Here is a 24,456-nt window from a genome sequence, read left to right as displayed (position 1 = left end):
TGTAGCGAACCTGACATACCGGGTGGCCAGAGCGCGGATTCAGGGGAAACACCGAGGCCGCCCACCGTGATTTCCGAGACAATCGCGGCGAGAAGCGGTCCCGCGCGCCGATCGGCCCAACGCTCAGGCGGCGGCCAGAAGAACGAAGGAGACGAAATACCCATGCGCATCATGTTGGTGGAAGACACCGCCGATGTCGCCGAAGCGATTGCCACCCAGTTGCGCAGGCTGGGTCATGCGCTCGATTGCGAGACCGACGGCGCAGTCGCGGCCACGCGTATCGGCGACGACTACGACCTGCTGATCCTCGACGTGATGCTGCCCCACGTCGACGGTTTCGAGTTGCTTCGCCGCGTGCGTGAGCGCGGGCTGTCCACACGCGTGCTGATGCTCACCGCGTGTGCGGAGATCGAAGAGCGCGTGCGTGCGCTCGATCTCGGGGCGGACGATTACCTCACCAAACCTTTCGATTTCCGCGAACTGGAGGCGCGCGTGAGAGCGCTCATGCGTCGTACCGGACAGGACGCCACGAACCGGCTCACTTGCGCCAATCTCACGCTCGATCGCAAGAGTCGCGGTGTCGAAGTGGACGGGCTGCCGATAGAGCTGACGCGTCGCGAGGTCACGTTGCTGGAGATCCTTGCGGCCCGGCCCGGGCGCATCTTCGGCAAGGACGAACTGATGGATCGCCTGTATGGCGACGAACCCGCGCCGAACGCCAACGCCATCGAGCAATACGTCGCACGTTTGCGCAAGAAGCTCGCCATGGCGCAATTCCAGATACGCACGTTGCGCGGTCTGGGCTATCAACTCGTGCTCTCATGATCGTTCCCGGCCGGTCGCTCTATCTACGCCTCGTCATTCGCATGGGCGTTGTCCTGGCGTTTGCGGTCGCGGCGGTGCTGCTCGGGATCTGGTTCTCGACGCGCGCAGCCGTCGATCGGGCCTACGACCGATGGCTGCTGGGCAGCGCGTTGCAGGTGGCGGAGAACACGTGGTACCAGAACGGCGAAGTGAACGTCGATGTGCCGCTCGCCGCGTTCTCGGCATTGGCGCCCGGCGATCAGATCTTCTACACCGTGCTCGACCCGAACGGGCGTTCCGTGGCGGGCGACTCGGAGTTTCGTCCGTCCATTCCCTGGGACAAGCTGGCCGACGGCCCCATCGTCGTCGACGGCGCCTACCAGGAGATGCCGATCCGCATCGCCATCGTCGGCCGACGCATGCCGGTGACGGCGGCTCACCCGTGGGCGGTCGTCGCGCTCGCGCACACGCAGAACGCCCGCGTACGCTTTACGCGGGGGCTCGCCGACAACACGTTGCTCATTACGATTGCCACTGCGGTGCTGACGTTGCTCGCGGCCCTGTGGACGCTGCGTCAGGCGCTCGCACCGCTCAAGCAAATCGAAGCGGCGATACGCGAGCGCGACTCGAACGACCTCGTTCCCCTGACGGTGACGGTGCCGGCCGAAACACTGGCGCTCGTCGGCGCCATCAACGATTTCATGCGACGGCTGGCGACCTCGCGCGCGTTGATGCGTCGGGTGATCGGCGACGCTGCGCATCAACTGCGAACCCCGGTGACCGCGCTCACGGCGCAAGTCGAGATGCTGAGCCAGACGCAGGACGAGCTTGCCCGTCAGACGCACATCGCGCGCATTCAGAAGCAGGCACGAGGATTGGGCGGACTGATTCATCAGTTGATCAACCACGCGATGGTGCAGCACCGGGCGGAGAGTGTTGCGCCGGCGCCGGTCGATCTGAACGCGTTGTTGCAGACGGCGATGCGCGAGACGCTGTCGTACGCCACGCGCGATATCGATGTCGCGCTGCACATGCCCGATGTGCCCTGCATGGTCCTTGGCGACGCGTTGAGTTTGCGCGAAGCCATCAAGAACGTGCTGGTGAATGCGCTGGCCTACGGCGCGCCGCACCGACTGCATGTCGACGTGACGCGCGTGGATGCGCAGTGGCGGCTTCGCTTCTTCGACGACGGCCCCGGCATTCCGGAAGCGGAATGGCAACGTGTGCGAACGCCGTTTTCCGCGCGTGCCGACGGACGCGAAGGGGCAAGTCTGGGCCTGGCGATGGTCGCCGATGTCATTCACGCGCACGGCGGACAGATGACGTTCGAGCGCGTGCAAGGCGAGGGGTTTGCGGTGGTGCTGACGCTTCCTGTCGCGTGAAAACAAAAAAAGCGGCGCATCGCTGCGCCGCCGTTCGTGTTGCCTTGCCGCACAGTGGCGTGCGGCCGGCGCCGAACCTCAGAAGCTATGCTCCAGCGTCGGGAACGTGCCATGCTTCACGGCTTGCACGTAGGCTTCGATGGCCGCCGCGATGCTCGGCTGACCGTCCATGAAGTTCTTGGAGAATTTGGGCGACTTGCCGGGAAATACGCCGAGCATGTCCTGCAACACCAGCACCTGACCGTCGCAGTCGACACCTGCGCCAATGCCGATGGTCGGCATCGTCGCCATTTCCGGCGTCACGCGCGCCGCCAGCGCAGCGGGAATCGCTTCGAACACGACGAGCTGTGCGCCCGCTGCTTGCAGCGCGCGGCAGTCTTCGAGCAACTTCGCCTGCCCGGCATCTTCGCGCGCCTGTACCTTGAAGCCGCCAAAGGCGTGCACCGACTGCGGTGTGAGGCCCACGTGGGCGCACACCGGAATGCTGCGCTCCACGAGAAACCGCACCGTCTCCGCGAGCCAGGCGCCGCCTTCGATCTTCACCATCTGCGCCCCCGCCTGCATGACGGCCACGGCGCTTTGATAAGCCTGCTCCTTCGTGCCATACGTGCCAAACGGCAGATCGGCCAGCACCAGCGCCTTTTCCACACTGCGTGCGACACATTCGGTGTGATAGCAGATGTCGCGCAAGGTCACGGGCAGGGTGGTGCGCTGACCCTGAATCACGTTGCCGAGCGAGTCGCCGATCAGAATGGCATCGACGCCCACGCGATCGAGCAGCGCGGCAAAACTCGCGTCATAGGCGGTGAGCATGGCGATCTTCTCGCCGCGCTCGCGCATCTGGGCAAGACCGGGAACGGTCACGGCCTTGCGGTTGGATTCTTGCAGGTAACTCATGTCAGCCTCGGTTCAGGAGGGTTCGGCAGGACAGATGCGGTGAGCGCGTCACGAGGAGCCATGAGGCGCCATCGCGCAGGACCGTCGGACGTCAGAGGCGAGCGCCCTTGACGAAGACTTCCTTGCGCCCGCGCATCTGGTCGATGCGTTCGACCAACAGGGCGAAGTCGCTGTCGTTGTGCGCCGGATCGAATTGTTCTGTATCGACTGTCAACACCGGCGCAGCGGCGTAATGATAGAAGAATTCACCGTAGATGTCGCACAGCGCGCGCAGATAGGTGTCCGGGATCTGCTGCTCCATCGGAATGGCGCGTTTCTGAATGCGGGAGAACAGCGTCTCGGGACTGGCTTGCAGGTGAATCACGAGATCCGGCGCGCGGTGGGGGCGCTCGATATGCGCGACAAGCTTGTGGTAAAGCGCCAGCTCGTCGTCAGCCAGCGTGAGTCGCGCGAACAACCCGTCCTTCTCTGGCAGGAAGTCGGTGAAGATCGGCTTGCCGTCGATTTCGCGTCGCGCAATTTCCGTCGCTTCATCGACACGTTGCAGACAGAACGACAACTGCGCCGGTAAGGCGTACCGCGCGCTGTCGCGATAGAAACGTTCGAGAAAGGGATTGAGCGCGGGTTGCTCGAGCATCAGATCGGCGCTGGCGGCGTCAGCCAGACGCTGTGCAAGCGATGTCTTGCCAACACCGATGGGACCTTCGATGGCGAGGTAGCGAAAACGCCCCAGCACGGGCGATCTCATGACGTGCAAACCCGCTTCGTGGGGCAGCAGCCGTATGCGACACGCTCGACGCGCTGATCGGCGACCTCGGGCAGCAGGGCGCTCACGCGTCCCACGCCGGGAATGTCGAGATCGGGCGCGATATCCGCGAGCGGGTACAGCACGAAGGCGCGCAAGGCCATGCGCGGATGCGGCACGATCAGATCGGGTTCGGCGATGCGCTCGTCGCCATACAGCAGCAGATCGAGGTCGAGCGTGCGTGGCGCATTCTTGTAGGGCCGTTCACGTCCGAAATGCAACTCGATCTTCAGGCACAGCGTGAGCAACTGACGGGCAGTCAGACTCGTCTCGACGGCGACAGCGCAGTTGAGATAGTCGTCGCCGCTCGACTCGATGGGCGCGGTGCGATACAGGTCGGACTTGGCCGTGATGGTGACGCCGATTTGCTGCGCCAGACAGACGATGGCGTCCTTAATCGCTTGGCGGGCGTCGCCGAGATTCGCGCCGAGCCCGATATAGGCAACAGTCATTAAGCACCTTCGGAACCATGCTGTCGCGATGATACCCGCTTGCCATGATTCTCGCTGGTAGCGTTCTCACGCGCGCCGCCACCCTCGCCAGCGGTGCTTCCGCCGTTTCCACTGCTTTCGTTGCCTTCGCCGCCACGCCCGCCGGACGGCTTGCGACGACGTCGACGGCGCTTCGCCGCCGGGGTCGAACCCGACGATCCGCTGCCCTGCGAGAGCAATTCGTCACGCTTGACCGAGTCGCCTTCGAGGAAGTCGGTCCACCACTGGCCGGCTTCGGCCGGGACTTCTCCCGACTCGCAGCGCAGCAGCAGGAAGTCGTACCCGGCGCGCAGACGCGGATGCTCCAGCAAGCGCAGCGGCGTGCGGCCGACGCGTTTGTCCAGACGGACCTGCAAGCCCCAGATTTCCTTCATGTCGGCGACGAAACGGCGCTGAATCGCCAGCTTGCCGGTTTGCGCGTCGAGCACGTCGTCCATTGCAAGATGCAAGGCGGGAATCGGATACTCACCGGCGCTCTGGTAGGCCTGCCACTTCTCGAGCACGAGATGCCACAGCAGTGCGGCGAACAGGAAGCCTGGCGAGACCGGCTTGCCCGCACGAATGCGCGCATCGGTGTTGGCCAGCGCGAGCGTGACGAATTTCTCGCCCAGCGGTTGCTCCAGCACCACATCGAGCAACGGCAGCAGACCGTGATGCAGGCCCTGCGAGCGCAGTTGCTGCACGCAGGCCCATGCGTGCCCCGAGAGCAACAGCTTGAGCATCTCGTCGAACAAACGCGCCGCAGGCACGTTGTCGATGAGCGGTGCGAGTTGCGGAATCGGTGCGGCGGTCGCGTCGTCGATCTTGAAGCCGAGCTTCGCGGCGAAGCGCACCACGCGCAGCATGCGTACCGGGTCTTCGCGATAGCGTGTGGCCGGGTCGCCAATCATGCGCAGCACGCGCTTCTGAATGTCTTCCCACCCGTGGTGGTAGTCGTGCACCGTCTGCGTGGCCGGGTCGTAATACATGGCGTTGACGGTGAAGTCTCGACGCGCGGCATCTTCGATCTGTTCGCCCCAGACGTTGTCGCGCAGCACGCGGCCCGATTCGTCGGTGACGTGCGTCTTGCGGTCGAGTTCTCCCTTTTTCGGACGACGCGCACCGATCTGCTCGCTGTCGACCGCATCGACTAGCGCTCGGAACGTAGAGGTCTCGATGATCTCCTGCCCGAACTGCACGTGAACGATCTGGAAGCGACGGCCGATGATGCGTGCGCGGCGGAACAGGCGCTGGACCTGCTCGGGCGTGGCGCTCGTCGCGACATCGAAGTCCTTGGGGGCAATGCCGAGCAACAGATCGCGCACGGCGCCGCCGACGATGAAGGCCTTGAACCCGGCCTGCTGCAACGTGTCGGTCACGCGCACGGCGTTCTTCGAGAGCAGGCTCGGATCGATGCCGTGCGTGGAGACGGGAATGACGACCGGTACGCCGGACGGCGGACTGCCTGCGCCGCCTTCGGCCTGAGTGTCTTTGCCGAGCAGCTTCTTGATGAGTTTGCGGATCACTGGAACAACTCGAGAATGGGCCAGCGACGCGCCAGCGCGATCTCGCGCAGCGCCTCATCAGGGTTCGTTGCCACCGGATGGTTCACCTTCTCCATCAGGGGGACGTCGTTGGCGGAATCGCTATAAAAGAAAGCGTGGTTGAAGTCGCCCCAGGTCTTGCCCAGGCTGGCGAGCCACGCTTCGGTGCGGGTGATCTTGCCTTCGCGGAAGCTCGGCGTGCCGACATACTCGCCGGTGTAGCGCGCGTTCGGGTCGCCGCCTGCGGTGGCCGGTTCGGTGCCGATCAGATGGTCGATGCCGAACGCCCTGGCGATCGGCCGGGTGACGAACGTGTTGGTCGCGGTCACGATGGCGCACAGGTCGCCGGCCTTGCGGTGCATGTCGAGCAGTTCGAGCGCTTCGGGGCGTACGTGCGGAAGAATCGACTCCTCCATGTACTGCGCGTGCCAGGCGTCGAGCTGGTCGCGCGGATAGCGCGCGAGCGGGGCGAGGCAAAAGCGCAGATAGGCCGGCATGTCGAGCCGGCCGGCACGGTAGTCCTGGTAGAAGGCCTCGTTGGCCTGCGCGTACGAGTCGCGCTCCACCGCGCCCTGGCGCACGAGGAAACGGCCCCACTCCTTGTCGCTGTCGGTCGGCAGCAGGGTGTGGTCGAGATCGAAGAGAGCTAAATTGGTCATTGCGCGAATTTTACCTGAAGCGAGGGGCCGTCTAATGTCGTTCGGTGATTGGGGTGTCGATGAGGCAAGTGTCAGTGGCCAGCCGATCGGTCACCGCTCGGTGATTTCCCATCCGGCGCGGCCGGATCGGTGTGCGTGAGCATCTGGCGTAGTAACGGCAGCGTTACCGCGCGCTTCTGTTCCATCGAGAAGCGGTCGAGCCGGTCGAGCAGCGCCATCAGGCTCGACATATCGCGCTCGAAGTGCGTGAGCAGATACGCCGGCACGTCCGCGGCCAGTTGCAGGCCACGCTCACGGGCGGCGTTTTGCAGGGCCTGCTTCTTACCATCGTCGTCCAATCCCACAATGTGAAAAACGAGGCCCCAGCCGAGGCGGGTGCGCAGGTCTTCGCGCAGCGGCATGTCGACCGGCGGCTGGGCGCCGGCGGCGACGAAGGCGCAGTGCGGACGGGCGCGGGTCTCGTTGAACAGGTTGAACGCGGCGATTTGCTGGGTGGGCGAGAGATTGTCGCTGTCGTCCACGCAATAGACGGTGCTGGCGTCGTCGAACGTGAAAGCGGCCAGCGGGCTATTCGGGCGCAAATACCGTGCGCTCGGCCCGATGGCGTGGCACAGCGCCTCCATCAGGTGGGTGCGGCCGGACCCGACAGCGCCCCAGAGGTAGATGCCGCGGTCGCGCGCCGTACCTGCCGACAATTCGGCGGGAAGGCCGGCAAGCGTCTGCGCCGCCTCGCGGTTGGGCCCGACAATGAAATTGTCGAACGTGGCGGGCGGCGGTGTGCCGAGGTCGAGATACAGTTGCTGAATCACGAACGAAGAAAGCCGGCCGAAGGCCGGCAGAGTACGGTTTACAGGGCACGCAGGCCATTGCCGGCGTCCGATATCCGGTTTGCGTGCCGAAAGGTCACGCGCATCGGGTAAAATCGCATTTTACCGAACCTTGATGCATTCCCGTCATGTCACACCCTAACGAAACTTCCGGCCTTTCCTATCGCGACGCTGGCGTCGACATCGAAGCAGGCGACGCATTGGTCGAAGCGATCAAGCCGTTTGCCAAGAAAACCCTGCGCGACGGCGTGCTGGGCGGCATTGGCGGCTTTGGCGCACTGTTCGAAGTGCCCAAGCGCTACAAGGAACCGGTGCTCGTTTCGGGGACCGACGGCGTGGGCACCAAGCTCAAGCTGGCCTTCACGCTGAATAAGCACGACACGGTTGGCCAGGATCTGGTCGCCATGAGCGTCAACGACATTCTGGTGCAGGGCGCCGAGCCGCTGTTCTTCCTCGACTACTTCGCCTGCGGCAAGCTGGACGTGGCGACGGCCGCGACCGTGGTCAAGGGCATTGCACAGGGTTGCGAGCTGGCCGGTTGCGCGCTGATCGGCGGTGAGACGGCGGAAATGCCGAGCATGTACCCGGACGGCGAGTACGATCTGGCCGGCTTCGCGGTCGGCGCCGTCGAAAAGCGCAAGATCATCGACGGCAAGTCGATTGTCCCCGGCGACGTGGTGCTGGGGCTGGCCTCGTCGGGGGCGCACTCGAACGGTTACTCGCTGGTGCGCAAGATCATCGAAGTCGCCAAGCCGGATCTGGACGCCGACTTCCATGGCCAGCCGCTGCGCGACGTGCTGATGGCCCCCACGCGTATCTACGTCAAGCCGTTGCTCGCGCTGATGGAAACGCTGACGGTCAAGGGTATGGCGCACATTACGGGCGGTGGCATCGTGGAGAACATTCCGCGCGTGCTGCAGGACCATCTGACGGCAGACATCAAGCAGAACGCCTGGACGCTGCCGCCGCTGTTCCAGTGGTTGCAGGAACACGGCAAGGTGGCCGACGCCGAAATGCACCGCGTGTTCAACTGCGGCATCGGCATGGCCGTGATCGTGTCGGCCGCTGACGCCGACGCGGCCGTGAAGCATCTCGAAGCATCGGGCGAGACGGTCTACCGTCTGGGCACGATCCGCGAGCGCGAGGAAGGCGAAGCACAGACGATCGTGTCGTAAGACACGCGCAGGCGAGGGCGCACGGCGTCCTCACGCTTCGCAGCAAGGGAATGCAAAAATGAGCCCGCCGGGAATTTCCGGCGGGCTTTTTTTCTGGCGACGAACGTGGGCGTTTGCGCGTGTCGCGAGGCGGGCGCGTGCCGATGTCGCGGCGCGATTACCGCTTCATTCGCGCCTCGACGGCGCTCAGTACCTCGCCGAGGGTCGTTTCCATGACGCGCACGAGATCGTCCTGCTGGGCGCTCGGCGCCGCCGCACGCGGCGTGATGCGCAGCGTATGGAACGGCATGGACGGTTCAAAGCGCCGCAACACGAGATCGGAGTCGAGAAAGTCGTAGGCAGACACCGGGTGCAGCAACCCGATGCCCACGTTCTCCTTGACCATCGTGCCGATGTTGATCGAGTAGCGCGCGGTGGCGACCACCTGCTGATGCAGATTGCCTTCGGCGAACAGTCGGTCCATCCCCCAGCGAATCATGTCGGTCGGCTCGTACGACAGAATCGGCTGATCCTTCAGGTCGGCCAGGCGCACGACCTTCTTGCGCGCCAGCGGGTGCCCGGCCGGTAGTGCGCAGATCGCGTCGAGCTTGGCGAACGAGACGGCGTCGGTCGCCGCCACGTCGATGGTGTCGGTGACGAGACCGAGCGTGAGCTGATGCGTGACCACCTGATCGCGAATCAGATCCGACGCGCCCGTGGTCAGCGCGAGTTGCACGTTCGGGTACAGCGCGCGATAGCTGGCCATCACGCGGGCGAAGAAGCCCAGACCGAACGAGACGACCGATCCCACACGAACGACCGCCTTGTCGGGGTTGCGCAGATTGAGGGCGAACTCCCGGATGTTATCGAGCCCGGCATAGCGGCGCTCGACTTCCTCGAACAGCGCAAATGCCTCGGCGGTGGGTTCGAGACGCCCGCGCGCGCGGTCGAACAGCGTGAGACGTGTCGAGCGTTCGAGATCGGCGACGAGACGGCTCACCGCGGATTGCGACGTGCCTAGCACCTGTGCCGCTTTGGTGGTCGTGCGCGTGAGCATCAGCGCCCGAAAGGCGTCGATGTGCCGGAAATCCATCGATTCTCCACGGAAGAGTTGGCGTGTGCGGCAAGCCTGTCATGCAGGGGGCGGACGCACGCACGGGAGCATCGATGTCCTGAACGCGCCGATACTGCCATGCACCGACGCCCCCCTCATCTCGATCCACCGATCCGCCGATGCCCCCGGTCCCCTCGCGCATCAACGCGCATCAACGCGCACCAACGCGCACCAACGCGCCGGGGCCCCTGCTGCGCCTGCCTTACAGCGCGAAAGCGTGGATTTTACCGCCCTTCATCACCATCGGAATCCGCTCGCCTTGTCCGAGCAGGCAGTCGAGCGAGGCAAGCGGATTGCCGTCGACGATCAGCACGTCGGCATGCGCGCCGGGCACGATTTCGCCCAGTTGCCCGGATTGTCCCAACACTTCGGCGCCGACGACCGTGGCGCTGCGCAGGATTTCCGCTGGCGAGAGCACTTCGGCGCGCAGGCGGAATTCGTCGCTCTGCAGGCGTTGTGACTCGCCGAGAAGGTCCGAGCCGTAACCCATCTTCACGCCCGCCTCCCGGAAGATTTCCAGCGAGCGCAGACCGGCGGCATGCACGTCGGCGATCTTGGCGACGCTGTCGTCCGGCAGGCCGAGCGACTTGCCTTCGTTGGCAAGCGCATCGTAGGTCACGAGCGTGGGTACTGCGTACGCCCCTTGTTCGGCCATGTAGCGCGCAGTCGGCGCATCGACGAGATTGCCGTGCTCGATGGTGCGAACGCCGCAACGCACGGCCCGCTCGATGGCGGCTGCCGTGTACGCATGCGCGAGCACATAGGTGCCGCGCGCGCGGGCTTCGGCAACGATGGCGCGGATCTCGTCTTCCGAGTAACCCCACGCCCCGACCGGATCGGTCGGCGATGCCACGCCGCCCGAGGCCATGATCTTGATCTGGTCCGCGCCCATTTGCAGTTCTTCGCGCACGGCGCGACGCACTTCGTCCACGCCATCCGCCACACGCGAGAGCGCCCCGACGCGCACGCAGCACGGACATGGCCCGTCGGTGCCGATGTAGTCCGTGCGGGCACGGCCGTCGCCGTGGCCGCCCGTCTGACTGATGGCGCGCCCCGAAACGAACAGCCGCGGCCCTTCCGCCAGTCCGCTGTCTACGGCGTGTTTGATCGCATGACCGGCGCCGCCCGCGTCGCGCACGGTCGTGAATCCGCGACGCAGCATGCCTTGCAGAATCGGCACCGACTTGAGCGTGACGAGCACGTTCGGCAAATGCGCCTGCGCCGAGAGGTTGAGTTGCGTCGCATGCACGTGCACGTGCAGATCGATGAGTCCGGGCATGACGGTGCGCCCGTGGGCGTCGATGTGTCGCGCGGACGGCGCATGAATCGGTTTATCGGAAACTTCCTTGATGCGGCCGCCTTCGATGAGCACGGCGTGGTCTTCGCGCAGTTCTCCCTTCACCGGGTCGAGCAATGCGCAGTTCGATAGCAGAATCGACTCCATGACTTCTCCTCCGAAATGTTGTTCTATTCGTCGATGGTGGCGTGCGCCAGCGTGCGCGGCGTATTCGTGAGCATCACCGGCGTATCGCCCGTGACGACCGAATCGTCGAGCCGGAAGCCGCCCAGGCCGTAGACGTAGATGCCCGGCTCGGCCGAATACACTTCGTTGGCGAGCAACGGGCGATGGTTGAACGCCATGTCGTCGGGATATTCGTGGCCGATGATCCCCATGCCATGGCCGGTGCGATGGCGGATGTACTCGCCGCATCCCGCTCTTTCGATCACGGCCTGTGCGGCTGCGTCGATGCCCGACACGGGTTTGCCGGTGACGGCGGCATTGACCGCCGCCTCGTTGGCTGCGCGGGCCACTTCGTAAAAGCGCGCCTGTTCGCTCGACGGCTTGCCGCAGAACCACGTGCGTTCATTTTCGATGACGAGGCCGTTCAGGCGCGGGATCACGATGTTGACCAGACCGTCGCCCTTGCCGATGCGCGCCCCGCACGATGCGCCATCGCCGTGCGGCGACGCCGACGCCGGGCCGGAGAGTGTCCAGCAGCGCATGACTTCGAGGTTCTCCCCGGGAAATCGCCTGGCCCCTTCGGTGACCATGAGCGCGGCCATGGCGTAGTCGAGTTCCTGAACCAGACGCCCGGGCCGGATGTTCTCGCGATAGCGATCCTGAACCCAGTCCGCCAGTTCCGCACCCGCGCGCATGATCGCGATTTCTTCCTCGTGCTTGACCCAGCGCAGGCTACGCATTTCAGGGAGCATCGGCACAAGTTTGGCGTCGGGCAGGAGTGCGCTCGCACGGGCGAGCGGGCCGCCGGCCGCATCGACGCCAATGCGTGACGCCGCAAGGCCTGCCGCCCGCAAGGTGTCTGCGATGAGCGCCGGTACTTCCGCGAGTAGCGGCTGGCGTTGCGTCACGCGCGGATGCTCGGCATACAGCGTCACCCGATCGAGATCGAGCCAGAGGTGGCGACGCTCGCGCGCCATCATGAGGTGATGCGTGGACAACTCGTTCATCACCGCGAACGGCTCGCCGTTGCGTGGCACGCAAACGGCAATGGGGCGCTCCCATGTCTGCACGTCGACGTGAAAGTTGGTGGTCCACTGGAAGAAGTCGGCGGCGGTGAAGACGAGCGCGTCGACGCGCGTTCGGTCCATCAGATCGTTCATCAGCGCGCGGCGGTACTGACGTGTGGCATCGGAGAGAGTCGGCATGCTGGCATCCTTGTCGGCAAACGCATTGCGGAATGTCGGAGCGCGCGCCGCCCGTGAGCGGCGCATCGGGGCGAATCGAGGCGGGCATCAGGTCATCATGGTCTTCGCGTAGCGACGTTGGATGACCCAGTGCGAGGCGATGGCGAGGGCGAACGTCACGACCATCGACACGATGGAGAGCACGGCGCCGAACGGCCAGTTGTTGGCCTTGGCGATCTGGTCGTAGATCGAGGGCGTCATCATCGTGATACCGGTGCCGCCCAGTAGCACGGGCGTGGCATAGGCGTTCATGCAGAGAATGAACACGAGCATGGTGCCTGCGGCAATGCCGGGGGCGGCCATCGGCAGAATTACGCGTGTGAGCGTTTGCCGGAAGGTTGCGCCGAGATTGCGCGCGGCCTCTTCGACCGAGAAGTCCATGCCTTCGAGCACGCTTTGCAGCGTGAGAATCATGTACGGCAACACGACCGCCGTGGTGCCGATCACGACGGCGAACGGCGTGTAGAGCAAACGCACCGGCTGGGGCACGATGCCCAGCGACACGAGCATCGCATTGACGAAGCCGGCGTTACCGAGCATCACCATCCAGCCGGCGGCGCGCACGACATTGCCCACGAGCAGCGGGAAGACGAGCAGCATCACGAGCAGGCTCTTGAAGCGGCTTTGCGTGCGCGCGAGCACATACGCGACCGGGAAGCCGAACACGAGCGCGAGCGCGGTGCACAACGAGGCGACCTTGATCGTCGTCCACAGCACGGAAAGATAGTAGGGGTCGGTGAAGAACTTGACGTAGTTCGCGCCGGTGAGCGCGGCCTGCATCATGTCGACGGGATCGAACCGGTTGAAGCTGTAACGCACCAGTTGCAATCCCGGCAACACGATCACCAGCAGCACGACGAGCGTGGCGGGCGCCGCGAGCGAGCCGCCGGTGAATGCACTGCGCACCGCGCGGGCGGTGGCGGCGCGGTGCGCCGACCCGGACGACGTGGCTTCGGTCAGCTGCGATGACATCGCGGGCTCCGGTGAGGGCGAAGTGTCTGCGACGCTCACAATCCCACCTTGAATTCCTTGTTCCAGAAGTCGAGCAGGGCGGGCTTGTCCGCCGTAAAGCGCGCGTAATCGAGCTTGACCATGCGCTCGAGTTCCGCACTCGTGAACCCCACGCTCTGTTGCAACGACGGCGGCAGATTGGCGTTCTTCACCGTCGGCGCATAGCCCATCGTCTCGGCAAAGCCGATCTGCGCACGTGGGTCGAGCATGGCGTTCAGGTAGTTGAAGCCGCACGGCTTGGACTGCGAATTCTTCGGCACGGCGGCTTCGAACGTGACCGGCACGGCGCCTTCCTTCGGCACCACGTAGTCGATGGGCACACCCGCCTTCTTCCATTGCAAGGCGCGCGCCTTCCACATGCACGTGAACCAGATGTCGCCGCTCTTGAGGGCGGAGGCCACCGCCTCGTTGGACGGATACACCTTGGGCTGTTGCGTTTTGCGAAGCTCGCGCAGGAATTGCACGCCACCCGCCATGTCGCCGTCCTTGTGACCTGCCGCGAGCGAGCTGCTCACCACGTTGAAGTTGTAGAGGATGTCGGAGAAGCCGACCTTGCCTTTGAGCTTCGGATCGAGCGCGGCGGTAAACGAATCGGGTTTCGTGCCGACCTTCTCGGGGTTGTAGACGATCACCATCGCGCTGAAGATGTGCGGAATCGAGTACGGACGGCGCAACGCGTCGAGCGTGTTCGCGAGATTCGGCACCAGCTTGGCGTCGACCGCCTCCAGAATGCCGGAGCGGTTGATGTCGTACATGTCGAGGTCGGCAAGGCAGGCCACGTCGAGCGAGCCGCGGCGCGAGGCTTTCTCCGCGCGCAGCTTCGTCATGCGCCCCACCTGATCGGCCGAGTCGTAAGTGACCTTGCCGCCAGCGGCCTCGATGATCGGTTTGCCGATGTTCTGTTCCAGCAGGTTCAGATAGTCGCCGCCCCAGGTGCCGACGACCACGTTCGGGCATGCCGCCGCCGCGTGGGCCGAGAGAGCGTCCAGCCCGAGCGTGGGGGCAATCACCAGACCGGAAGCGGTCTTCAGGAACGTGCGGCGGTTCAGAGCGTGCGTCATGTCGTCATCCTTCTAAACGTTGGCCCGGCAAGGCCAAGGCATGGGTCGAAGCGTGAATGAAGCGTGAATGAAGCGGGAGTGAAACGAATGCGTTTGCAGGGGCGGCGCGCGCGTGCTCACGCGTTGAAGAACAGGCAGTCGCGACTCGCGAAGCAGGCCTTGAGCGCGCTGCCCGGCGAGAAGCGACGCGCGTCGTCGCGCGCCGTGTTCGGCACGTGGGCGACCAGCATTTCGCCTTGGGCGCTCTTGAGGCGAAGCTCCAGCGTCGAGCCGAGATAGATCGTCTGGTCGACCGTGACGGGCACCGCCGTCTCGCCGGGTGTCGCGGCATCGGTCAGGCGCAGACGTTCCGGACGAATGCCCAGCGTCTTCGCGTCGGCCATCGCGGCGGCGCCCGCGAGCGCGAGACGCTCGCCTCTGGCGGTGACGAAATGCCCGTCCTGCATCTGTCCGGCAAGAAAATTCATCTTGCCGAGGAAGTTGGCCACGAACGGATTGGCCGGGCGCTCGTACAGGGCGTCGGCGGTGCCGATCTGCTGGACACATCCGTCGTGCATCACGGCGAGTCGGTCGGCGATCGCCAGGGCCTCTTCCTGATCGTGTGTGACGAAGATCGTCGTGAGTCCCAGGCGGCGCTGCAACGCGCGAATTTCTTCGCGGACTTCCGTGCGCAGCTTGGCGTCGAGATTCGAGAGCGGCTCGTCGAGCAGGAAGACGTCGGGACGAATCGCGAGCGCGCGTGCAATGGCCACACGCTGCTGCTGTCCGCCGGAAAGCTGGCGCGGGTAGCGATCGGCAAGCGCGGTGAGGCGCACCATGTCGAGCGCTTCACGAATGCGCGTGTCGCGCTCGGCGCTGGAGACGCGTCGCATCTCCAGCCCGAACGCCACGTTCTGCGCGACGGTCATGTGCGGGAAGAGGGCATAACGCTGGAACACCATGCCGGTGTTGCGGCGATGCGCGGGCAGGCGCGAGACTTCCTTGCCACCGATCCAGATCTCGCCGGCGCTCGGCTCGACGAAGCCCGCGACCATGCGCAGCGTGGTGGTCTTGCCGCAGCCGCTCGGCCCGAGAAAAGCGACGAGTTCGCCTTCGGCAATGTCCAGCGAGAAATCCGCGACGGCAGCGGCGTTGCCGTATTGCTTGCGCAGGTTACGCAGCGAGACGTTGGCCATGTCAGATCACCTGGCTAAGTTTGACGAAGCGATCGGTGATCAGCATGACGATGCCGAGCAATACGATCTGCGCGGCGGAGACCGCGGCAATCGTCGGATCGAGATTGAATTCGAGGTACTGCATGATGGCGATGGGCAGGGTCGTCTTGCCCGGTCCCACCAGCGGCAGCGTGAGTTCCAGATTCTCGAACGACACGATGAAGCTGAACAGCACGGCGGCGACGATGGCGGGACGCAGCATCGGCAGCGTTACGCGCCAGAGCGTGCGCCACGGGCCCGCACCGAGATTGCGTGCGGCCTCTTCGATGGCGCCGTCGATCTGCGCGAGGCTCGCGCCCACGAGCCGCATGGTCCACGGAATGGTCAGGCACACATGCGCGATCACCAGACCGCCGAACGTGCCGACGATATCGATGTCGAGCGCGTTCTCCGCACGCAGATAGAACAGGTAGGTGGCAATGCCGGCGACGATGCCCGGCACGACGAGCGGCAACAGCAGCACGTTGCCGAGCGTGCGCCGGCCCGGAAAGCGGTAACGGGCGAGGGCGAGCGACGCCGCGACACCGAGCACCACGCCGCCGATCGCAGCGCAGGCCGCGAGCTGGAGCGAGAGCAGGAATCCGTCGGCGAATGCCGCGTTACGCCAGGCGTTGACGTACCACGACAGCGTGTAGCCGCTCGGCGGGAACGTGATGATCGCGTCTTTGAAGAAACTCAGCCACACCACGAAGATCAGCGGGCTGAGCATGAACAGATAAATCAGCGCGATACCGGCGCGCACGAGCCATTTGCCAATCGGCACGCGCCGCGGGCCGCCCGTTGGCAACCGCATCGCGTTACCCGGCATCCCGCCTGCCACCCCACTCGGCTCCATCGAAGTCTGCGTCATTGGCACCCTTCCCGGTATCGTGGATTCGATGCAATTTTGCATTGATCGAAACGTTGATATGCAAATTAGCATATCAAAATCGACATGCAAACCGGAAAGCTGTCAGGGTTTGAACGGATGCGACGGGTGTTGAAGGGGGGCGGAATGACGCAGGCCGGACCACGAAAGCCCGGGCGCAGCGGCGCGAGACACGCTTCGCCGCGCGGGCGGCGGGATGGGGCGATGCGTGGGGCGATGCGTGGGGCAGGCGTGGTCCCGTGGCTCAGTCGGGTCTCGTTGGCTCAGGATTGCCAGAGCGCGCGCACGGTTGCCAGCACGCGCTGTGGGGCGTCCCGGGCCGTGCAGTCGACGACATGGCGCTCGGGCATCGAGCGCAACCAGGTGAGTTGTCGTTTGCACAGTTGGCGCGTGGCGAAGATGCCCTTTTCGCGCATGGTGTCGTAGTCCGTCTCGCCATCGAGGTATTCCCACACCTGACGGTATCCAACGCAGCGCATCGACGGCAGGCCAGGATCGAGATCGCCGCGCGCTCGCAGACGTTCGACTTCCTCGACGAAGCCTGCGGCGAGCATCTGATGGAATCGCTGCGCGATACGGGCGTGCAGGACCGAGCGGTCGCCCGGTTCCAGCGCAACGGGCACGAACGTATGTGGCGATGGCGTATCGGGCGTCTGCGCCTGCTCGGCCAGCCACTGCGACATCGGTTTGCCAGAGAGTTCGAACACTTCCAGTGCCCGTTGAATGCGCTGCGAGTCGTTCGGCGCGAGGCGCGCGGCCGTCACCGGATCGACGCTGGCGAGTCGCGCGTGCATGGCCGGCCAGCCGTCGCGCGCGGCGTCTTCGTCGAGTCTGGCGCGCACGTGCGCATCGGCAGACGGTAGCGGAGAGAGGCCTTGCGTGAGCGCCTTGTAGTACAGCATGGTGCCGCCAACGAGCAGCGGACGGTGTCCGCGTGCGGCGATCTCGTCGATGAGGCGCAGCGTGTCCTGGCGAAATTGCGCGGCGGAATAGGCGTCGCGCGGATCGATGATGTCGATCAGGTGGTGCGGCACGGCGGCGAGTTCTTCGGCGCTCGGTTTTGCCGTGCCGATATCCATTTCGCGATACACCAGCGCGGAATCGACGCTGATGATCTCCAGCGGGGTGTCGTGCGCGAGCGCCAGAGCGGCGGCAGTCTTGCCGGAGGCTGTCGGGCCCAGCAGACAAACGATCGGGGGAATTGCCTTCATGAACCGCTCAACGTCCGCGCATGAATAATTTATCGAGGTCGCCAAGCGTGAGTTGGTACCAGGTGGGACGTCCGTGATTGCACTGGTCGGCTCGCTCGGTGGCTTCCATCTGGCGCAGCAGGGCGTTCATTTCCTCGTGCGTCAGACGCCGGTTCGCGCGCACTGCAGTATGGCAGGCGAGCGTGCCGAGCAATTCGTGCTGACGCTCCGTGAGCACGCGCGAGCCGCCGTATTGGCGCAGATCGGCCAGCACGGCGCGCGCCAGCGCTTGCGCATCGGCCCCGTCGAGCAAGGCGGGAATCGCGCGCACGGCGAGCGTGGTGGGGGATATCGCGGCCAGATCGAAGCCCAGCGCCGTCAACGTTTCCTGATGTTCTTCCGCCGTGCCTATCTCGACCGGGTCGGCGAAGAACGTGACCGGAATGAGTAGCGGCTGGACGGGCACGCTGCGCTCGACCAGCGCTTGCTTGAAGCGCTCGTAGAGAATGCGCTCGTGCGCCGCGTGCATGTCGACGAGCACCAGACCGTAGGCGTTCTGGGCAAGGATGTAAATGCCGTGCAACTGGCCGAGGGCAAAGCCCAGCGGTTGTTCGAGCGACATGGCGTCGGCCGCGCCGGTGGCGTGGTTGGCATTGACATTGGCTGCGAAAGCGTCCGCCAGACCGCTGCCCGGCGTCTCACCGTTGGTGTCATGGTTACCGTAAGCCGGAGACGGCACATCGGTGACGCCGGGCTGTCCGTACGGCCGTGCCGCCGGCGGCGCCGCGCGCCCGAACAGATTGTCGTAGACCGACAGCGGTTGCGCCATGGGCAACGCGCCTTGCTGCGCACGCGAATTCCAGCTGCTGCCGCCCGGCGTGCCGAAGCCGCCGGAGGGACGTACGCCGCCGAAGCCGCCCGCTGCTCCGATCGTCCCCATCGTCCCTGCCATTCCCATCCCCCCCGGACCGGCGGCGAGTCCGCCACTTTCGGTCAGGTGCGCGGCGTGCGTTGCGCCGCCGCTGCCGGCCGCCCGCGCGAGCGCGCGCTGCACGGCGTGGAACACGAACTGGTGGACGCTGCGGGCGTCGCGAAAGCGCACTTCGATCTTCGACGGGTGAACGTTCACGTCCACCAACTGTGGCGGCAATTCGAAATACAGCACGTACGCCGGATAGCGGTCGCCGTGCAGCACGTCTTCATACGCCGCGCGCACGGCGTGTGTGAGCAGCTTGTCGCGCACGAAACGACCGTTCACGAAGAAATATTGCTGGTCGGCGCGGCCACGGCTCGCGGTCGGCAGGCCGACGAAGCCCGAAAGACGCAACTCGGCCGCGCCTTCGTCCAGCGCCAGATGGGCGTCGGCGAAATCGCTGCCCAGCACGCGTGCGACACGGGTGGCGGCGTCCGAGGCGTTCCAGTGCTCCACGGCACGGTTGTTGTGCAGGATCGAGAAACCGACATCCGGGCGCGCCAGTGCGCTGCGGCGAATGACGTCCATGCAATGACCGAACTCGGTTTGCTCGGTCTTCAGGAATTTGCGTCGCGCGGGAGTATTGAAATACAGGTCGCGCACGTCGACGGTCGTGCCCACCGGACCGGCGGCCGGGGTCAGTGCACCGGTGTTGCCGTCGATGGCGGTGGCATGTGGGGCGTCGATCTGACGGCTGGAAAGGGTGAGCTGTGCAACGGAGGCGATGGAGGCCAGCGCTTCACCCCGGAATCCGAGCGTGAGGACCGACTCCAGCTCGTCGAGCGTGCGGATCTTGCTCGTGGCGTGGCGCGTGAGCGCCAGCGGCAGTTGATCGGCGGACATGCCGCCGCCGTCGTCGGTAATGGCGATACGGCGCACGCCACCCTCTTCGAGCTTGATCTGAAGCGCGCGGGCACCGGCGTCCAGCGCATTTTCCAACAGTTCCTTGACCACGGAGGCGGGGCGTTCGACCACCTCGCCGGCGGCGATCTGACTGATCAGCTGGTCGGGCAGGACACGGATGGCGCGCGCGGGCGCGAGGCCCGCAGGCATTGGGCCGGGGCGGCGCTCGGCAGCTTCGGAGGGCGCGTTGCCGGGCACATCGACGGAGGCGATGGCCGGGTCTTGCGCGTCGGGGGCGGAGGTCGGGGTGGCGGACATGGGAACCATTATAAAGGGTGCCCTCAAAGACATAGGTTGAGCGCCGTTTCCGCTCGCCATGCCTGTTAAATAGCCATTTAACCCCCGCCCATTGCTTGCCCATTGCCCACCGATGGGCCTTTAATTGGCAACTAATTCCGGTGTGGGAAGCTCACGGCGAGTCCAGACCGGAAAAAAGTGACGATTTGGGACGCGCCCGGCCATTCCCGGCCACGGGTGTTACCGTCACGCAGACTTAACGACGCACGACAGTCGCGCTGGTATGATGCGACTCGTCGCGCGCCCGCAGGGACGGGCCAGCGTCCTTTATCTTGAGGAATCGACTTGGATACTTTGGTGCAATTGCTGGAGATGGTGCTCCACATCGATAAACATCTGGGGGTGTTCATCGATCAGTACGGAAACTGGGTGTATCTGTTCCTGTTCATGATCGTTTTCGTGGAAACAGGGCTGGTGCTTTTCCCGTTCCTTCCGGGCGATTCCCTGCTGTTCATCGGCGGCGCGTTTGCCGCCACCGGCGCCATGGATCCGTGGCTGCTCGGCGTGCTGCTCTTTATCGCGGCGGTGACGGGCAACACGCTCAATTACTGGATCGGCTCGAAGATCGGGCCGCGCGTGTACGAGAAGAACTGGCGTTTCCTCGATCGCGACGCCCTGCGCAAGACCCACGACTTCTACGAGCATCACGGTGGCAAGACCATCGTCATGGCGCGTTTCGTGCCGGTCGTGCGCACGTTCGCACCGTTCGTCGCCGGCGTCTCGGCCATGTCGTGGACGCGCTTCCAGCTCTACAACGTGCTGGGCGCGCTGATCTGGGTCGTATTGCTCGTGGGCGGCGGCTACCTGTTCGGCAACCTGCCGCTGGTCAAGCAGTATCTGAACATCATCGTGCTGGTCGGTATTTCGGCCGCCGTGGTGCCCATCGCCCTGGGCGCATTGTGGAAGCTGTTCACGCGCGGTCGTCGCCGTGGCGAACCGCAAGGGCAGGGCAAGTAAATCCGTTCGACTGGCTTCGACGGATCACTGCCGCCGAGGCCATGAAAAAATGGCGCGTCCCGATTCGATTCTGAACTGACCCCCAAGAGTTGGACATAAATCCAACCCTTGGGGGTTTTTGCATGACGAAGTACGACGAGGCGTTCAAGCGCCGTGCAGTTCGCGAATATCTAGACGGTGGGCGTGGCAGCCGGCATGTAAGCCAGAAGTACGGTGTTGGTTGTACGGTGCTACGGCGTTGGGTGAATGCTTATCGTGAGCATGGCGACGCAGGGCTTCGCAAGAAGCACGAAACCTATAGTGCCGAGTTCAAGATGTCGGTGCTCCAGCACATGTGGCATCACGAGCTGTCGTACCAGCGCACATGCGCGGTGTTCGATTTACGCGAAGGCAATAGTGTCAGCCGTTGGGAGCGCCAGTATCATGAGGGTGGTTTCGAAGCTCTCAAGCCTCGCCGTAAAGGCCGGCCACCCAAGATGTCCCAACCCAAACAGCCACCCCAGCCGACGACGCCCGGCGACGAGCGTGCGCGTGAAGACCTGCTCAAAGAAATCGAATACCTGCGCGCGGAGGTGGCGTACCTAAAAAAGTTGGACGAACTGCTCCGGGCCAAGGAGCAGACAGCGCCAAAGAAAAAGCGCAAGCGGTGAGCACATTGCGTGAGCGTCACCCGCTCGGGGCACTGTTAAAGATTGCTGGCTTAGCGCGTAGCACGTTCTATTACCAGATGACGGTGGCTAAGGCCGGAGATCGTCATAGCGAGCTCAAGGCGAAGATCGCGCAGGTCTTTGCGTACCACAAGGGTCGCTACGGCTACCGCCGCGTGACGGCCGCGCTGCGCCAGAACGGTACTCCCGTGAATCACAAGACGGTGCAACGCTTGATGGCACTACTGCGGCTCAAGTCGCTTGTGCGCCCTAAGAAGTACCGCTCCTATCGGGGAGAGATCGGGCGTATCGCGCCGAATCTACTGGCTCGTCAGTTCGAGGCCAAACGACCCAACGAGAAATGGGTGACGGATGTCACGGAATTCAACGTTGACGGTAAGAAGCTATATTTGTCCCCGGTTTTAGATCTCTACAACGGCGAGATCGTGGCTTGGCAGACCAGTGAGCGGCCTGATTTTGCACTCATCCAAGGCATGCTGGACAAGGCCTTTGTGCGTTTGGCCGAGGGCCAAGCGCCAATGCTTCATTCCGACCAGGGCTGGGCTTATCAAATGCGGGCATATCGCGAACGGCTTGCCGCACGGGGCATCTCACAGAGCATGTCTCGCAAAGGCAATTGTCTGGATAATGCCGCCATGGAGAGCTTTTTCGGCACGCTCAAATCCGAGTGCTTTCGCCTGGCGCACTTTGACAGCGTTGATCAACTACGCCGAGCGATTGCCGAGTACATCCGTTATTACAACCACGATCGCATCAAGCTCAAGCTAAAAGGGCTGAGTCCTGTGCAGTACAGAACCCAGCCCTTAACCACATAACTTTCCCGTCCAACTTTACGGGGTCAGTTCATTCGGGCGCGCCATTTTTCATTTGCGACTTGCTTGCAACGATATTACCGGCATGTAGCGCGCAAAGACGACGCAACGCGCCACGTCAGGCCGTACGGTTCTTCGCGATGGGCGGGTTCTTGGCGAAGTAGGCCTTGATGCCCTTGAGCAGCGCGTCGGCCAAGCGGTCCTGATACGCCGGATCGATCAGGTTGCGCTCTTCGTCCGGGTTACTGATGAAGGCGGTCTCGACCAGCACCGACGGGATGTCCGGCGCCTTGAGCACGGCGAACGACGCCTGTTCGACGTTCTTGCTGTGAAGGCGCGGCGCCACCGTGCCGATCTGTGAGAGCAGTGCGGTGCCGAACACCTTGCTATCGCGAATCTGGGCGGTCGTCGACATGTCGAGCAGCGCGTGGGCGACGGTCCGGTCGTTGGTCTTGATGTTGACGCCGCCGATCAGGTCGGAGGCGTTCTGCGTCTTCTCGAGAAGCCGCGCCGTGGCGCTCGTTGCCCCGCGCTCGGACAGGGCGAACACGGACGCCCCGTTGGCCGAAGGGGAGGTGAAGGCGTCGGCATGGATCGACATGAACAGGTCGGCGTCGACGCGGCGCGCCTTCTGCACACGCACGCCGAGCGGTACGAAGAAGTCCGCGTCGCGAGTCATCATGGCGCGCATGTTCGGCTCGGCGTCGATCTTCTGACGCAGGCGCTTGGCGATCTGCAACACCACGACCTTCTCGTATGTGCCGCGCCCGCCGATGGCGCCGGGGTCTTCCCCGCCATGGCCCGGGTCGAGCGCGATGGTGAGCAGGCGGGCGGTCTTCTGCGCGCGTGCAGGCGGCACGTAGTCGTCGGTGTCGTCCTTGTTCTCCTTGTCATTACGCTGGGCCAGCGGCGGCGTTTTGTCCGGTGCGGGCGTCGACGGCGTGGGGCCGGGGCGCGGCGGACGTCCGGCCTGGTCGCGCTGTGCGTACTTCTGGAAGAAGGCTTCGCTCTCCTCCGTGCTCGGCGTGCTGGCGCCGGCCGACGGTTGGGACGGATGCAGCGACTGCGACGACTGAGAGCTTTGCGCGAGCGCCTGAGCCTTGTTCGCGGTCTGCGCGAGCAGCTCCATGAGCGGATCGGGCTCGACGGCCGGGTACAGATCGAACACCGTGCGGTACTTGTAACCCGCCACCGGCGGCAGCGTGAACGACTGTGGCTTCACCCCGGCCTTGAGGTCGAAAACCATGCGCACGACGCCGGGTTTGAACTGCCCCACGCGCACTTGTGCGATCTGCGGGTCGTTCGGTTGAATTTTCGCGACGAGATCGCGCAGCGCGGGATTCAGATCCACTTCGTCGAGATCGATGACGAAGCGGTTCGGACTTTCCATCAACTGCTGCTGGAACTTGACCGGGTTGTCGGTCTCGAGCGTGACACGTGTGTAGTCCCTTGCCGGCCAGACACGCACGGCAACGATGGCGTTGGCGAAAGCGAGACGGGGGCCGGTGAGGGCCAGAATCAACGTCGATGCGCCGACGCGCAAGGCGCGGCGGCGGCCGGCATTGGGCGATGAGGCGTCGTCGGTACGGGCGAAGCGTTTGATCAGCATGAGTTCAGGCAAGCAAGACCGGCCGGCGTGTAGGCGCTCGTCGTGAGACGGCGACTATCGCCGACAGGTTCCAGCCAAAGGCGCAAATCGGGGGTGCCGAGGAGCCCTTCGGCTTTTTCCGGCCACTCGACCAGGCACAGGGCATCGCCCGCAAAATGCTCGCGAAAGCCCGTGTCATGCCATTCGGCCGGATCGGCAAAGCGGTACAGATCGAAATGATAGACCGGCAACGCGCCCTGTGGTGTGTCGATGTTGTAGGGTTCGCACAGCGCGTAGGTCGGGCTTTTGACGCGGCCCGTATGGCCCAGCGCGCGCAACAGCGCTCGCACGAAGGTCGTTTTGCCGGCCCCGAGGTCGCCCGAGAGTTGCACATGCAGCCCCGCGTGCGCGGCATCGGTGTGCGCCATGCGCGCCACGATGACACGCGCGAACGCCGCGGCGAAGGCCTCAGTGGCGGCTTCGTCCGGCAGCGCGAAGATGCGCTCGCCCAGCAAGGGCGGCGCCGAAGAGTCGGGCATGGCGGGCATTGCG

The 24,456-nt window shown here is 64.5% G+C and carries 22 protein-coding genes; 5 read left to right on the top strand and 17 right to left on the bottom strand.

Features of this window, described 5'->3' with window-relative positions:
- The first annotated feature begins 162 nt into the window (after positions 1 to 162).
- Together UC34_RS19655 and UC34_RS19650 are read left to right on the top strand one after the other, a co-directional pair.
- Complete coding sequence (locus tag UC34_RS19655; protein ID WP_044456877.1) at positions 163 to 825, top strand: response regulator transcription factor; 663 nt, start codon at positions 163 to 165, stop codon at positions 823 to 825.
- Positions 822 to 2,186: a sensor histidine kinase gene (locus UC34_RS19650; RefSeq protein ID WP_044456876.1), complete on the top strand. Its 1,365-nt coding sequence runs from the start codon at positions 822 to 824 to the stop codon at positions 2,184 to 2,186. Before UC34_RS19655 ends, UC34_RS19650 begins: the two co-directional genes overlap by 4 nt.
- A gap of 78 nt (positions 2,187 to 2,264) precedes the next feature.
- On the opposite strand, the gene panB is transcribed toward UC34_RS19650, so the two are convergent.
- The 6 genes from panB to hda all read right to left on the bottom strand — a co-directional run bounded on the left by panB (position 2,265) and on the right by hda (position 7,370).
- Entirely contained in the window at positions 2,265 to 3,083 is an 819-nt protein-coding gene (gene panB, locus UC34_RS19645) for a 3-methyl-2-oxobutanoate hydroxymethyltransferase (RefSeq protein ID WP_044456875.1), read from the bottom strand.
- 91 nt (positions 3,084 to 3,174) lie between these two features.
- Positions 3,175 to 3,831, bottom strand: coding sequence for a deoxynucleoside kinase (locus tag UC34_RS19640; protein ID WP_044456874.1), 657 nt, complete (start codon positions 3,829 to 3,831; stop codon positions 3,175 to 3,177).
- Positions 3,828 to 4,340, bottom strand: a complete 513-nt coding sequence (folK, locus tag UC34_RS19635; protein ID WP_044456873.1) for a 2-amino-4-hydroxy-6-hydroxymethyldihydropteridine diphosphokinase — start codon at positions 4,338 to 4,340, stop codon at positions 3,828 to 3,830. Before folK ends, UC34_RS19640 begins: the two co-directional genes overlap by 4 nt.
- Positions 4,340 to 5,884: a polynucleotide adenylyltransferase PcnB gene (gene pcnB, locus UC34_RS19630; protein ID WP_044456872.1), complete on the bottom strand. Its 1,545-nt coding sequence runs from the start codon at positions 5,882 to 5,884 to the stop codon at positions 4,340 to 4,342. Before pcnB ends, folK begins: the two co-directional genes overlap by 1 nt.
- Positions 5,881 to 6,561, bottom strand: coding sequence for a histidinol-phosphatase (locus UC34_RS19625; RefSeq protein ID WP_044456871.1), 681 nt, complete (start codon positions 6,559 to 6,561; stop codon positions 5,881 to 5,883). Before UC34_RS19625 ends, pcnB begins: the two co-directional genes overlap by 4 nt.
- Before the next feature lie 71 nt (positions 6,562 to 6,632).
- Positions 6,633 to 7,370 carry a DnaA regulatory inactivator Hda gene (hda, locus tag UC34_RS19620; RefSeq protein ID WP_044456870.1) on the bottom strand — a complete coding sequence of 246 codons (738 nt, stop codon included), beginning with the start codon at positions 7,368 to 7,370 and terminating at the stop codon, positions 6,633 to 6,635.
- Positions 7,371 to 7,516: 146 nt separating this feature from the next.
- Between hda and purM the strand changes: the two genes are divergently transcribed.
- Positions 7,517 to 8,563, top strand: a complete 1,047-nt coding sequence (gene purM, locus UC34_RS19615) for a phosphoribosylformylglycinamidine cyclo-ligase (protein ID WP_044456869.1) — start codon at positions 7,517 to 7,519, stop codon at positions 8,561 to 8,563.
- A 157-nt stretch (positions 8,564 to 8,720) separates the two neighbouring features.
- On the opposite strand, the gene UC34_RS19610 is transcribed toward purM, so the two are convergent.
- The 9 genes from UC34_RS19610 to mutL form a co-directional block, all read right to left on the bottom strand.
- Positions 8,721 to 9,635, bottom strand: a complete 915-nt coding sequence (locus UC34_RS19610) for a LysR substrate-binding domain-containing protein (RefSeq protein WP_044456868.1) — start codon at positions 9,633 to 9,635, stop codon at positions 8,721 to 8,723.
- A gap of 223 nt (positions 9,636 to 9,858) precedes the next feature.
- On the bottom strand, positions 9,859 to 11,100 hold the full coding sequence (locus tag UC34_RS19605; RefSeq protein ID WP_044456867.1) for a metal-dependent hydrolase family protein: 1,242 nt from the start codon (positions 11,098 to 11,100) through the stop codon (positions 9,859 to 9,861).
- A gap of 23 nt (positions 11,101 to 11,123) precedes the next feature.
- A complete protein-coding gene (locus UC34_RS19600) occupies positions 11,124 to 12,323 on the bottom strand; it encodes a M24 family metallopeptidase (protein ID WP_044458439.1) in 1,200 nt (399 codons plus the stop codon).
- Between the two features lie 87 nt (positions 12,324 to 12,410).
- Positions 12,411 to 13,334, bottom strand: a complete 924-nt coding sequence (locus UC34_RS19595) for an ABC transporter permease (RefSeq protein ID WP_237165158.1) — start codon at positions 13,332 to 13,334, stop codon at positions 12,411 to 12,413.
- Between the two features lie 35 nt (positions 13,335 to 13,369).
- The gene (locus tag UC34_RS19590) at positions 13,370 to 14,434 is read right to left on the bottom strand and encodes an extracellular solute-binding protein (RefSeq protein ID WP_044456866.1); all 1,065 of its coding nucleotides are present in this window, start codon (positions 14,432 to 14,434) and stop codon (positions 13,370 to 13,372) included.
- 116 nt (positions 14,435 to 14,550) lie between these two features.
- Complete coding sequence (locus UC34_RS19585; protein ID WP_044456865.1) at positions 14,551 to 15,609, bottom strand: ABC transporter ATP-binding protein; 1,059 nt, start codon at positions 15,607 to 15,609, stop codon at positions 14,551 to 14,553.
- A 1-nt stretch (position 15,610) separates the two neighbouring features.
- Positions 15,611 to 16,441: an ABC transporter permease gene (locus tag UC34_RS19580; protein WP_418303949.1), complete on the bottom strand. Its 831-nt coding sequence runs from the start codon at positions 16,439 to 16,441 to the stop codon at positions 15,611 to 15,613.
- Positions 16,442 to 16,779: 338 nt separating this feature from the next.
- Positions 16,780 to 17,727 carry a tRNA (adenosine(37)-N6)-dimethylallyltransferase MiaA gene (gene miaA, locus UC34_RS19575; protein ID WP_044456864.1) on the bottom strand — a complete coding sequence of 316 codons (948 nt, stop codon included), beginning with the start codon at positions 17,725 to 17,727 and terminating at the stop codon, positions 16,780 to 16,782.
- A gap of 7 nt (positions 17,728 to 17,734) precedes the next feature.
- The gene (mutL, locus tag UC34_RS19570) at positions 17,735 to 19,732 is read right to left on the bottom strand and encodes a DNA mismatch repair endonuclease MutL (protein ID WP_044458436.1); all 1,998 of its coding nucleotides are present in this window, start codon (positions 19,730 to 19,732) and stop codon (positions 17,735 to 17,737) included.
- 432 nt (positions 19,733 to 20,164) lie between these two features.
- On the opposite strand from mutL, the gene UC34_RS19565 reads away from it, so the two are divergent.
- Both UC34_RS19565 and UC34_RS25480 read left to right on the top strand, forming a co-directional pair.
- Positions 20,165 to 20,836, top strand: coding sequence for a VTT domain-containing protein (locus tag UC34_RS19565; protein ID WP_044456863.1), 672 nt, complete (start codon positions 20,165 to 20,167; stop codon positions 20,834 to 20,836).
- A gap of 122 nt (positions 20,837 to 20,958) precedes the next feature.
- Positions 20,959 to 22,319, top strand: a protein-coding gene (locus UC34_RS25480) for an IS3 family transposase (protein ID WP_418303908.1) whose coding sequence is annotated in 2 segments (ribosomal slippage) — positions 20,959 to 21,433 and positions 21,433 to 22,319 — 1,362 coding nt in all. Because the reading frame shifts where the segments join, the coding sequence is not laid out codon by codon here.
- Positions 22,320 to 22,434: 115 nt separating this feature from the next.
- Here the strand turns inward: UC34_RS25480 and UC34_RS19550 are convergent.
- Together UC34_RS19550 and tsaE are read right to left on the bottom strand one after the other, a co-directional pair.
- On the bottom strand, positions 22,435 to 23,925 hold the full coding sequence (locus UC34_RS19550) for an N-acetylmuramoyl-L-alanine amidase (protein ID WP_044456862.1): 1,491 nt from the start codon (positions 23,923 to 23,925) through the stop codon (positions 22,435 to 22,437).
- The gene (tsaE, locus tag UC34_RS19545; RefSeq protein ID WP_044456861.1) at positions 23,919 to 24,452 is read right to left on the bottom strand and encodes a tRNA (adenosine(37)-N6)-threonylcarbamoyltransferase complex ATPase subunit type 1 TsaE; all 534 of its coding nucleotides are present in this window, start codon (positions 24,450 to 24,452) and stop codon (positions 23,919 to 23,921) included. The genes UC34_RS19550 and tsaE overlap by 7 nt, the downstream gene beginning before the upstream one ends.
- Positions 24,453 to 24,456: the final 4 nt, after the last annotated feature.

Origin of the sequence: Pandoraea vervacti, assembly GCF_000934605.2 — a bacterium.
Taxonomy (GTDB): domain Bacteria; phylum Pseudomonadota; class Gammaproteobacteria; order Burkholderiales; family Burkholderiaceae; genus Pandoraea; species Pandoraea vervacti.
This window is presented reverse-complemented; position numbering and strand designations above follow the sequence as displayed.